The following is a 12499-nucleotide window of genomic DNA, read 5'->3' as shown; positions in this document are numbered from 1 at the left end:
TCAATCAGTTCACATCTATCGATGCCATACTCGTTTTATATCACGCCTCCAAAATTGTGTCGAAGACTTTGCATTATTTTTAAATAGCCAAGTCTGCGCCCCTGTTTGCGGCGTTTGATAAAAAGGAATCTCCAAACTTTGGTAGCGCGCCCTCACATCTGGGTGTGGGTGCCCGTATCGATTGCGATAACCATTTTGCGCAAAAGCTTGATCGGGCTCCAATCTTTTTAGAAGATCTAAAGATGAGGACGTTTTACTGCCATGATGCGGAGCCATGAAGATCAATTCTCGATCGCCAATCTCTTGCAGCATTGCTGGATCTAAACGCTCAGTAATTTCAGCTTCACCTTGCTTTTCAACATCACCCGTTAACCAAAGTGACCCCTTCTGATTGCGTACCTCAAGTACGCAGCTCATCTCATTTGGCTTGCTGGGATATTGCTCCAAAAATACCGTCTCTTCGTGAGGATGCCAAACCAAAAATTCAACACCATCCCATGTCCAGCGTTGGCCAAAGCGGCATGGGATAGCTGGTATTTTTCTATTTTTCAAATTTTGAAGCAAAGGATTTGCGCTTGGTAAAGATCCCAACATGGAATCAAACTGAATATGTTTTAGTAGTGTTGCAGCGCCTCCAACATGATCACTGTCACTGTGACTAATAACCATGCGATCAATGTGATCGATTCCTCGCCCTCGTAGATAAGGCAGAATAATTCTCTGTCCTGCATCATCTTTCTTACCTTGAATAGGTCCTGTGTCATACAACAGTCTCCTGTTAGCAGTTTCGATCAGCACTGCAGTGCCCTGACCAATATCAAGAGCACTTGCCTCAAATTCTCCTTGGGCAAGCTTCGCATTCCCCAAAAATGGGGTTGGCGAAATAAATAACAACATAGAAATTGAAACGCCAATCACCCTCCACTTCCATGTTTCAATAATGGGGCCTGGATGAATTGAATAAATGATGCCAAGTCCAGAGATGAGCAAGATCCACCGCTCTGGTTGTCTTGACCAAACAACAGACCAACTCCAGCTAGCCATCCACTCCAAAATGATTGCAAGATATTCCATGGATGCATGGGCCGGCAATAGGAGCCAGCGACCGATAAATTCGGGAAGCAGAGCTCCAATGATTGCCAATGGGGTCACGATATAACTTACTAGCGGTATTGCAAATGCATTAGCCAGCGGCGAAACAATTGAAACCTGATAAAACCAATACAAAGTAAAAGGCAGGAGCGCAAGCGTCACAACAGCTTGTACTCGACATGCTTCGCTCAGGGCTTGGAGCATACGATGCTTCCAGTGTGTTTCTAGCTCTTTTCCGGTAGGAATACCTATCAAGCCTGAGGAATCGCCCATGGCATACAAGATGGCAGCCACTGCGCCAAAAGACAACCAAAAGCCAGGTGTATAGGGCGCCATGGGATCGATAAGCAAAACAAATGCGAGAGCCCACCACCAAATATCAAACGACCGAGGATTTCTGCCGGTCCATAAAGCAAATGCCACCACCCCAACCATATACATCGTTCTTTGTGCAGGGATCTGAAAGCCGGCTAACCACGCATAGACGAACGCAGTCAAAAATCCAGAAACTGCCGCCACCTTACTAACAGGGGCAATCAGAGGTAATGTATGCCGACGCCAAATAAATGTAGCAATTGAAGCACCAACACCTGCCAACATCGTGACATGAAGTCCTGAGATTGAAATGAGATGACCAATACCTGTTGCATTAAATACTTGCCAATCATCTTGATTGATGGCATTTTGATCACCCATCACTAATGCAATTAATACACCTGCATACCTTGCATCATCTGGCAACATAGATCTTATCTTTTCACGTAAGAGCCAACGAGCTAGCTCCATGCGTAACTCAAACTCAGTCCAGGCAATATCTTTATCTATCAACAATTCCCCATTTCTGACTGAACCACTAGCACCAAAGTCTTGATGAAAAGACCAACGCTCAAAATCAAATGTATGGGGATTTAAGGAGCCATAAGGACGCTTAAGCTTAGCCTTGAACTTCCAACGCTGGCCAGGTATGACTTGGGGAATTGATTGAGGATTTCTCCAGGCAGGCTGCCAGCTTAAGTAGATGCGCCTCGGAAAGTGCTCAAGATTTTCTTTTCCCGAGCTGGCGCTATCGACTTCAAATGCAAATTTTGCGCCCGATGAATTACTTTGAGGTAATGCCGCCACCCTACCCTCAAGCACCAACTCCTTACCCTCCAGCTCCACTGCAAGAATATTTTCCAAGCGATTTTCAGCATATCGAGCATTCCAGGCAAGCCCCATTGCAAATAACAAACCAATTACTGCAAATTTTTTAAAGGGGGATTTATGGGGAATAAACCAGATTACTATTAAAGATGAGATTCCGATAAGACTGCAAATAAGCAACCAATATTCTGGAACGTGCGGCAAAAGGAGAAGGAGCGATCCCCCGGCGATAAACGCCGTAATAGCTAAGCGCAACTATTTAGGGTGCTAACTGAAGATTAGGAGCGCTGGCACAAAGAGCTGACCAACGTGGCAGTACTTGCATTGCATTTTTCCAAACTGCAGATGCGAACTCAGCTTCATCCACCCCTCGAATGGAGGCTAATTCTTTTGCAATCCGTGCAAGGAAAGCAGGCTCATTGAAAGCAAGACCCTCTTCTCTGAGCCATGCTGGCGGAATATCTGGTGCATCAGTTTCCGTCACGATGCTATCTAGCGGTAACTCCTTTAAAAGTCTGCGAATTTGCAGAGCCCTTGTATAAGTAGCGGCACCACCAAAGCCCAACTTAAACCCAAGTTCGATAAATTGCTCCGCCTGCTGGAAGCTTCCATTGAATGCATGCGCTATGCCGCCAGTAATATTGCGACGGCGTAAAGCTTTCAGAATGGCATCTTGTGAGCGTCGGACATGGAGAATCACGGGTAGTTGATACTTCTGCGCTAAATCCAATTGCGCATTGAAAAAGAATTCCTGTTTATGAGGATCCAAATCTTCTACAAAATAATCTAAGCCAATCTCACCCACACCTACAAAGCGAGAATCGGAAAGAGACTCAACAATTCTTTTCTCAAGCGTTTCAATATCACTCTCTTGCGCTTGATTGGTATAGAGTGGATGAATCCCAAGGGTGTAAACCAAACCAGGGATTTGCTGGCTGTATTGATAGGCTAAATCTTTTACATTGAAAAAATCAGCAGCCCTGACTGCAGGCAACAGAATCGCCTTGACGTTTTTTTCAGCAGCCGCATGAATAACTACACCAAGAGAATCCGCAAACTCAGGAGCATCCAGATGGCAATGGGTATCTATCCACATGGGATGTCCACTCATGCGGTAAATGGCTTTAATACTCCACGCTCTAAATGCAAGATTCGATCACAGCGTTTAGCGCGTACTGGGTCATGCGTCACGATCACAAAGGCTGTACCCTGATCGCGAGCAATATCTAACATCAAATCAAATACCCCATCAGCTGTCTCGGTATCCAGATTACCTGTTGGCTCATCCGCTAGAACACAGGCAGGATTGCCTACTAAGGCACGCGCTACAGCAACACGCTGACGCTCCCCACCCGATAACTCTCCAGGCGTATGAAGTTCACGCGCAGCCAAGCCTACTGCTTTGAGCATCTTGCTGGCACGTTCCATAGACTCATCATTACCCAAGCCACGAATACGCAAAGGTAAGGCTACGTTTTCTGCAGCACTAAATTCATCTAAGAGATGATGGAACTGATAAATAAAGCCGAGGCTATGGTTGCGGAGCTGATCTAATTTCTTGACTGACAAGTTGCTCAAATTAGAGCCCGCCAAAATGACAGAGCCAGCACTTGGACTATCTAAACCGCCCAAGAGGTGTAGCAAAGTGCTCTTGCCGGATCCAGAAGAGCCGACAATAGCTACTTTCTCCGACGGGGAAATATCCAAATCAATCGCCTTCAGAACCTCTACTGCAGTAGGGCCTTGACCATAGGTCTTGGCTAAGCCCCTGGCTTTAAGAACCAGCTTGTCTACATTACTCATAGCGCAGAGCCTCCGCAGGTTGCACTTTGGCAGCACGACGACTTGGGTAGAGTGTTGCTAATACTGAGAGACCAAACGCCATCAAGCCAACAGTGAGTACATCGCTAGCTCTGACATCAGAAGGCAGTTCACTAATGAAGTACACCTCACGCGGCAAGAACTGCACGCGGAAGATAGCCTCAATTACCGGCACGATCACATCAATATTTAGCGCAATCAATAGACCTAAAGCAACACCAACTAAGGAACCCAGTAGTCCAATTGCTAATCCTTGAATTAAAAATATCCTCTGTATTAATCCAGGGCTTGCACCCATGGTTCTCAGTATCGCAATATCAGGCTGCTTCTCATTCACTGTCATCACTAGAGTGGAGACTAAATTAAATGCAGCCACGGCAATAATCAACGTCAGAATGATGAACATCATTTTTCTTTCAGTCTGAACTGCTGCAAACCAATTACGGTTTGATCTTGACCAATCAGTAACCCAAAGCGCCTGCGGAACAATAGCTGCCAGCTCATTAGCGATCTCAGGAGCGCGCTGCATATCATCCACCTTGACACGTAAACCAGACGGATCACGCAAGCGCAATAAGGCAGCAGCATCTTTCCAGTGCATGATGGCCAATGAACTGTCGTACTCGTAATGGCCGCTATCAACAATACCCACGACCTGCAGAGTTCGCATGCGTGGCATTGCGCCTGCTGGAGTTAAATCACTTTCGGGAACAATTAAATTAATACGATCACCGACATGCGCACCAACAATCGCTGCAAGTTGTGCACCTAAAGCAACGTTAAAGGTCCCTGGCTTGAGATCGTCAATATTGCCCGCAACAAATTGTTTTGGTAAATCAGAAACCTTACCTTCTTCACTAGGCAAGATGCCGCGAATAGCTACACCACGCATCATGCCTTCACGACTTAATAATCCTTGCGAGCTCACCATCGGCGCTACCCCAACTACGTGAGGTTGAGCTGCAACCTTCAGTGCCAGCGGCTCCCAATTTGCCAAACCATCAGGAGCAGTGATCTCTACATGGGACAGTACTGACAGCATGCGATCACGTACTTCCTTCTGAAAACCATTCATGACAGACAGAACCACAATTAGCGCGGCAACCCCTAAAGCGATACCAGCGGTAGAAATTCCGGAAATGAAGGATAAGAAGCCGTCACGCTTCCCCACCGTCTTGCGACGCTTGGATCGGGTGTAGCGCAGGCCAATTTCTAGCTCAATAGGAAGTCTCAACATAGCCACAGTTTAGTGAATCGCGCGGACAAACCGATGGAATATCTAAATGCCACCTAAAATCAGGGAAATGACTGAAAATTCCACCCCCTCTAAAGCCGCGCTAAGACGCTTTACCCTGATGCTCTCAGGGGAAGATGCCCTGGACGGGCTTGATGGTAGGGATGGTCCAAGCCAAGGACTGCCGCATGAACGCTTTTTGCTCGGAGAGCTAATACCTCTTGCCCCAGTCTTGCTCTTGGGGCAATCCAACCAAATAGTCGATCCAGCACAAGTCATTGCCTGCCTACAGCCAGTTCATTTTCATGCCACACGTGATCACCTCATCTTAATGGGACAAAACCAGATTGATCTGACAGCAGAAGAATCTGCCCAACTGCTAAAAGCTGCGCTTCCATTTATAGAGGAGGATTTTCAGAGCTCAGTCCTTTTTGAAAATAAACATTACTGGTTTATTCCTGCCGGGCCATTTGCTAGCCTAGTAAGTTACAGCGTAGATCAAGCTCACGGTCGCAATATTGATTGGTGGATGCCACGTGATACTCATGAGGATGGTATCGCTAAACGTTGGCGCAAACTCCAAAATGAAATTCAGATGCTCTGGCACATTGGTTCTGTTAATGAAGAACGGGCACAACGTGGGATGCCCAGTATTAATTCTGTTTGGATTAGCGGCATTGGCAAACTCAACGATGTTCAAACTCCTGACGTACTAAAGAATTCGCAGCGCTTGGTTGGTCAACACCCAATACTGGCCGGACTGGCAAGGCTGCTGGGGATTTCACATCGAGCTACCATGGATGAGAAAAATTTAGCTGGCACTTTCGCATGGCTTGAACAACCTCAATCAATATGGCCACAATTAAGCACAGCATTACTGGATAAACAATTAGATCAAGTAGCAATTATTGACTTTCCAAAAGGAAAGTTTCGGGAGCGCATCTTCACTGCCAAAGACCTCAAGAAAACATCCTGGGCTTTCTGGAAAAAGGCAGAGCCACTTACTTGGAAAGAAATTAGTCAGACATGAGTTACGCATGAGCTTTGTATGAGTCTATTTTCTCAACGACCCTTCTCAGAACGTACTGCTACTTGGCTGGCACAAGGTGGCTTACATCCATTGCTAGCTCGACTCTATGCTGCAAGAGGTCTGCAATCCCCCGAAGAACTCTCGCTGGACTTAAAGCAACTGATTTCACCAGTAGAGCTAAAGAATTGCATTAGTACTGCAAGCTTACTGGCAGACATTCTGGAGAAAAATGAGCCAATGCTCATCGTTGCAGACTATGACTGTGACGGCGCTACAGCTTGTGCCGTCGGTCTTCGAGGCTTACGCATGCTGGGTGGACCAGACACCCCGATTCAATTTCTAGTCCCCAATCGTTTCACGATGGGTTATGGCTTAACGCCTGAAGTAGTTGATTTGGCAGCACAGCAAACGCCGAAACCAAAATATCTCATCACCGTAGATAACGGTATTGCCAGTGAAGCTGGTGTTGATCGCGCCCGTGAACTAGGCATGGAAGTCATTGTGACCGACCATCACCTTCCTGGAGATCATTTACCAAAGGCTCTAGCGATCGTTAATCCCAATCAACCAGGCTGCACTTTTCCAAGTAAAGCGCTTGCTGGAGTTGGTGTGATGTTTTATTTATTGGTTGCTCTACGTGCTGAACTGCGCAAGCGTGGAAAATTTACCAATGAAACTCAACCTAAGGTAGAGAATCTTTTAGATCTCGTTGCCTTAGGAACAGTTGCAGACGTCGCGCAACTCGATCGTAATAATAGGGTGTTGGTTTCTAATGGCTTGAAGCGCATTCGTGCGGGAATATCGCAACCAGGCATTCAGGCACTGTTTCAGGCCGCAAACCGTGATCCACGAAAAGCCAACACCTTTGATCTTGGCTTTGCTATCGGTCCTAGACTCAATGCAGCCGGGCGTCTAGCGGATATGACTTTGGGCATTCGCTTACTCCTCACCGATAACGCTGATGAGGCCATGACACTGGCACAGGAGCTTGATCGTATTAATCGCGAACGAAGAGTAATAGAAACCGGCATGCAAGAAACTGCCCTCTCTCACCTTGCTGACGACCAGCTTGACGGCACCATGTCCGAGCGCAATAGTATTTGCTTGTGGAATCCAGAGTGGCATCAAGGTGTAGTTGGTATTGTTGCTTCACGCTTAAAAGAACGCTTCAATCGCCCCGCCATTGTGTTTGCTCCCGCCGATGGCAACACGGGTGAAGAATTGCGCGGTTCAGGCCGCTCACTGACAGGCTTCCATTTAAGAGATGCCCTGGATCTGGTTTCTAAACGCGAGCCTGGGCTCATTTTGAAGTTTGGTGGTCATGCGATGGCTGCTGGCTTAACTATTCGTAAAAGTGATTTTGAAAAGTTTGATGCCTGCTTTCAGGAAGTAGCCAGCAGCTTGTTAACGGATGAATTGCTAGAGCGTCGCCATCCCCATGATGGCGCTCTAGAGCTTTCTGAATTTACCCCTGAAATTGGGGATCTCTTGGCAGAAGAGATTTGGGGGCAAGGCTTCCCTCAACCCGTTTTCTACGGGGAATTTGAGATTACCCAGCAAAGCCTCATGAAAGAAAAGCATTTACGCCTGATGGTTCGCCCCGTTGGAGGCTCTGAACTTAAGGCAACCGACAAACCACTCACCGCCGTTTGGTTTAACCGAACCCAAAGCCTACCCGCCAAAGCCAGACTGGCCTACCGACTCGTGACTGACCGCTACCAAGGCCAAGCCCGTGTGCAGTTGATGATTGAAGCCCATGATGAGGCAGCTGCCACCTAAGGGTCTGCCGCAATAACCCCCTTATAATTAGGGGATGGAAGCTGAACAACTAAATACTATTTCGAATACCTTGTCCGACCTGCTCACCCGTGAGCAAGCTCTTCGGGGGTATCTTTGACTTCGAAGTAAAGTCACGTCGCCTTACTGAAGTTAATTCAATTCTGGAAGATCCCACCATCTGGGATGATCAAAAGAAAGCACAAGCACTAGGCAAAGAAAAGAAATTGCTCGATGGTGTAGTTGCAACGCTTACTGATCTCAATACCAACATTACTAGCGCTCTTGAGCTATTCGACATGGCTAAAGAGGAAAGTGATTTTGAAACGATCGCTGCTATTGAGCAAGATGTTGAGGGCTATAGCAAGATTGTTGGCGACCTTGAATTCCGTCGCATGTTCCACAATGAAATGGATTCTTGCAATTGCTTTATCGACATTCAAGCTGGTGCTGGTGGCACTGAAGCCTGCGACTGGGCAAGCATGCTCTATCGCCAATATCTCAAGTATTGCGAGCGAAAAGGCTACAAAACAGAAATCCTCGAAGAATCTGATGGCGACGTTGCTGGTATCAAGAGCGCGACCATTAAGGTCGATGGTGAATATGCCTACGGTCACCTACGTTCCGAAACTGGGGTACATCGTTTAGTGCGCAAGTCGCCCTTTGACTCATCGAATGGTCGCCACACCTCATTTGCCTCTATCTATGTATACCCAGAGATCGATGACTCTATTGAGATCGACGTTAATCCTGCTGACATTCGTACGGATACCTACCGCGCCTCCGGCGCCGGTGGCCAGCACATTAACAAAACAGACTCAGCCGTTCGTTTGACCCATATTCCCACCGGGATTGTGGTGCAGTGTCAGAACGACCGAAGCCAACACCGTAACCGCGCTGAAGCGATGAGCATGCTCAAGTCTCGCCTATATGAGCATGAGATGCAAAAGCGCCGTGCTGAGCAAGATAAATTAGAGGCTAGCAAGACAGATGTGGGCTGGGGTCATCAGATCCGCTCATACGTCTTAGATCAAAGCCGCATCAAAGACTTACGCACTAACGTTGAAATCTCTAATACTCAAAAAGTATTGGACGGAGATCTCGATGCCTTTATTGAAGCCAGCCTGAAGCAAGGCGTTTAATTAATCACGAATATGAACGATAAAACGAATTTACCTCCCGCCACTGAAGTAGTAGATGAAAATCACATCATCGCGGAGCGCCGTGAAAAACTTGCTAAGCTTCGCGCTGGTGGCGTTGCATTTCCGAACGATTTTGTTCCAACGCATTTAGCAGTAGATTTGCATGCTCACTACGACAGCCTAACCAAAGAAGAGTTGGCTGAAAAGAAGGTACACGTCAAAGTTGCTGGCCGCATGGTACTGAAGCGTGTGATGGGTAAAGCGAGCTTTGCCACCATTCAGGATCGTAGCGGACAAATTCAGTTCTATATCAACGATGAACTCAGTGGTGCTGATGTTCATGGTGCCTTCAAGCATTGGGATATGGGTGACTTCATCTCTGCTGAAGGCAATCTCTTCAAAACCAATAAAGGTGAGTTATCTGTTGAGTGCAGTAATTTACGCCTGCTCAGCAAATCATTACGTCCACTACCGGATAAATTCCATGGCCTCTCAGACCTTGAGACTAAATACCGTCAGCGTTATGTAGACCTGATTGTTAATCCAGAAAGTCGCAACACATTTAAAGCGCGTAGCAATGCCATTGCTTCACTACGCCGCCATATGTTGGATGCCGACTTTATGGAAGTAGAAACACCGATGCTCCACCCGATTCCTGGTGGCGCAACAGCCAAACCATTTATTACTCATCACAATGCACTCGACATGCAAATGTTCTTGCGTATTGCTCCAGAGCTCTACCTTAAGCGTTTGGTAGTCGGTGGTTTTGAACGTGTCTTTGAAATCAATCGCAACTTCCGTAACGAAGGTGTCAGCCCACGTCACAACCCAGAATTCACCATGATGGAATTCTATGCAGCATATACAGACTATCGTTGGCTGATGGATTTCACGGAAGGTTTGATTCGTGCGGCAGCAATGGATGCACAAGGTACTGCTGTATTAACTCACCAAGGTCGTGAGCTTGATCTGAGCAAGCCATTCCAACGCTTAACTATTACTGAGGCTATCCTCAAGTACTGTGGTCAGTCAGGCAAGAGCTATGAAGCAGCCCAACTTGATGACATCAACTTCATTCGCACTGAATTGAAAAAGGGTGGCGAGAATCCAGATGCCCCAACCCTTAAGAATGCCGGTATTGGCGCACTTCAACTCGCACTCTTTGAATTGGTAGCTGAAGAACACCTCTGGGAACCTACTTACATCATTGATTACCCAATTGAAGTGAGCCCACTTGCAAGAGAGTCCGATACACGTCCAGGCATTACTGAGCGCTTTGAGCTCTTTATTACTGGTCGTGAAATTGCTAACGGATTCTCTGAGTTAAACGATGCTGAAGATCAAGCCAATCGCTTCCGCAAACAAGTTGAGCAAAAAGAAGCTGGCGACGAAGAGGCAATGTATTTTGACCATGACTTCATCCGCGCCCTCGAGTACGGCATGCCTCCAACTGGTGGTTGCGGTATCGGTATCGATCGTTTGGTGATGTTACTTACTGATGCGCCAAATATTCGCGATGTGATTCTATTTCCGCACTTACGTCGTGAAGAAGAGTAATCATTCTCGGTATAAACAAAAGGCACCCTAGGGTGCCTTTTTTATTACCAACTTCATTAAAGATTTCTTATGCTGGCAAACCTTTTTCATCGAACACGCCTTCGAATAAGGCAGAGCTTAAGTAACGCTCAGCGGCATCTGGCAGAACTACCACGATGGTTTTACCAGCGTATTCAGGCTTCTTGGCTAAACGAACTGCTACAGCAGCAGCCGCACCACAGGAGATTCCGACCAAAATACCCTCTTCTTTGGCGATACGGCGGGCAAACTCAATAGCTTCTTCATTGGAAACTTGCTCAACCTTATCCACCACTGATAAATCTAAGTTATCCGGGATAAATCCAGCGCCAATACCCTGAATCTTATGCGGTGCCGGTTTAATTTCTTCACCATTCAGCTTTTGGGTAATGACTGGACTTGTAGTTGGCTCAACCGCAACTACTTCAATATTCTTTTTCTGAACATTCTTGATATAGCGCCCCACGCCAGAGATTGTTCCGCCGGTACCAACGCCCGCTACAAACACATCGATCTTGCCATCAGTGTCTTCCCAAATTTCTGGGCCGGTAGTCTTTTCATGAATTGCAGGATTGGATGGATTGCTAAATTGCTGCAGCAACACGTATTTAGAGTCAGACTCAGCAATCTCCTTAGCTTTAGCAACTGCGCCGTTCATGCCCTTAGGGCCTTCGGTCAAGACAATCTTGGCACCCAAAGCAGTCAGCAACTTGCGACGCTCAATACTCATGGTCTCAGGCATCGTCAATGTAAGAGGAATACCGCGAGCAGCCGCTACGAAGGCTAAAGCGATACCGGTATTCCCGCTAGTAGGTTCCACGAGCTCCTTACCTGGGCCTAGTAAGCCTTTTTCTTGAGCGTCATTAATCATTGCAACGCCAATACGACACTTAACAGAGTAAGCAGGATTACGACCTTCAATCTTAGCCAGAACGGTCGCCTTTGCACCATCAGTCACACGGTTGAGTCGAACCAATGGTGTCCTACCAATGGTTTGTGAGTTGTCAGAAAAATAAGCCATGAATATTCCTTAGTGCAAAAAAATAGGTTTAGTAAAGATCATATGATTTAAGACAAAACTTGTAAAAGATGTAATTGTTATTTGCTCACAATTAAAGCTTCTAAGGATTAGGACTTAGATTTTCTAAAAAAGGTAATTAGCAATATCAAGCAGAGAGCCGAAAACCATAACAAGGACCACTCCGGAACTTGCAGACCCAAAATGGCTGGGAGCTTTGCAGAACACAATCCATCTGCTTTGAATAGCCAGGGAAGATAATTCGCTAACTGAAACTGATTAATCCAAGTCTCCAAAGGATCTATTCCACAAGATTCACTTGGATGAAATAAAAGCCAAACATGGTGCCCGGCCACCGCAACTCCATATCCAGCAGCCAACAGCGCCAAGCCATGAAATAACCTTCTCAATGGTGCAAGACCAGCAGCCAACAAACAGGAAATAGCGATGCCAAGATAGCCAACCCTTTGCAAAATACATAAAGGACAAGGCAAGAAGCTCACACCTTGGTAGCCAGTCTGCTGCAAGATTACGGCAAAAATCACCAAACTCAGACTGAGGGTTGATAGGAAGAGGTACTGAGTTCTTTTCATCTATAGATGATAGCCAATGGGTTCAGAATCCACCATAAACCACCGCCTTATTACTAAAAGTCTGATCTATATCAC

10 protein-coding genes are annotated in these 12499 nt (G+C 46.6%); 4 read left to right on the top strand and 6 right to left on the bottom strand.

What is annotated here, in order from left to right:
• Positions 1-15: 15 nt before the first annotated feature.
• The 4 genes from AOC21_RS02555 to AOC21_RS02540 all read right to left on the bottom strand — a co-directional run bounded on the left by AOC21_RS02555 (position 16) and on the right by AOC21_RS02540 (position 5293).
• Positions 16-2415 (bottom strand): DNA internalization-related competence protein ComEC/Rec2, encoded by a 2400-nt coding sequence (locus tag AOC21_RS02555; RefSeq protein WP_215392235.1) that lies wholly within the window; start codon positions 2413-2415, stop codon positions 16-18.
• 79 nt (positions 2416-2494) lie between these two features.
• A complete protein-coding gene (locus tag AOC21_RS02550; protein WP_215392730.1) occupies positions 2495-3331 on the bottom strand; it encodes a TatD family hydrolase in 837 nt (278 codons plus the stop codon).
• 11 nt (positions 3332-3342) lie between these two features.
• Positions 3343-4038: an ABC transporter ATP-binding protein gene (locus AOC21_RS02545; protein WP_215392234.1), complete on the bottom strand. Its 696-nt coding sequence runs from the start codon at positions 4036-4038 to the stop codon at positions 3343-3345.
• Entirely contained in the window at positions 4031-5293 is a 1263-nt protein-coding gene (locus AOC21_RS02540) for a lipoprotein-releasing ABC transporter permease subunit (RefSeq protein ID WP_215392233.1), read from the bottom strand. The genes AOC21_RS02545 and AOC21_RS02540 overlap by 8 nt, the downstream gene beginning before the upstream one ends.
• Positions 5294-5360: 67 nt before the next feature.
• Between AOC21_RS02540 and AOC21_RS02535 the strand changes: the two genes are divergently transcribed.
• From AOC21_RS02535 to lysS, 4 genes are all read left to right on the top strand, one after another.
• Positions 5361-6320: a hypothetical protein gene (locus AOC21_RS02535; protein WP_251371554.1), complete on the top strand. Its 960-nt coding sequence runs from the start codon at positions 5361-5363 to the stop codon at positions 6318-6320.
• A gap of 18 nt (positions 6321-6338) precedes the next feature.
• Complete coding sequence (recJ, locus tag AOC21_RS02530; protein WP_215392231.1) at positions 6339-8099, top strand: single-stranded-DNA-specific exonuclease RecJ; 1761 nt, start codon at positions 6339-6341, stop codon at positions 8097-8099.
• A 34-nt stretch (positions 8100-8133) separates the two neighbouring features.
• Positions 8134-9238 (top strand): peptide chain release factor 2 gene (gene prfB / locus AOC21_RS02525; RefSeq protein ID WP_215392230.1). Its coding sequence is split into 2 segments (ribosomal slippage): positions 8134-8205 and positions 8207-9238, totalling 1104 coding nucleotides; the frame shifts between segments, so codons are not numbered across the junction.
• 12 nt (positions 9239-9250) lie between these two features.
• Positions 9251-10795, top strand: coding sequence for a lysine--tRNA ligase (lysS, locus tag AOC21_RS02520; RefSeq protein ID WP_215392229.1), 1545 nt, complete (start codon positions 9251-9253; stop codon positions 10793-10795).
• A gap of 67 nt (positions 10796-10862) precedes the next feature.
• Here lysS and cysK read toward each other — a convergent pair whose 3' ends face one another.
• Both cysK and AOC21_RS02510 read right to left on the bottom strand, forming a co-directional pair.
• Entirely contained in the window at positions 10863-11834 is a 972-nt protein-coding gene (cysK, locus tag AOC21_RS02515) for a cysteine synthase A (protein WP_215392228.1), read from the bottom strand.
• Between the two features lie 107 nt (positions 11835-11941).
• Positions 11942-12424 (bottom strand): disulfide bond formation protein B, encoded by a 483-nt coding sequence (locus AOC21_RS02510; protein ID WP_215392227.1) that lies wholly within the window; start codon positions 12422-12424, stop codon positions 11942-11944.
• Positions 12425-12499: the final 75 nt, after the last annotated feature.

Origin of the sequence: Polynucleobacter sp. VK25 (genome assembly GCF_018687355.1) — a bacterium.
GTDB lineage: Bacteria > Pseudomonadota > Gammaproteobacteria > Burkholderiales > Burkholderiaceae > Polynucleobacter.
The sequence above is the reverse complement of the archived record's forward strand: the minus strand, read 5'-3'. Positions and strand labels throughout refer to the sequence as shown.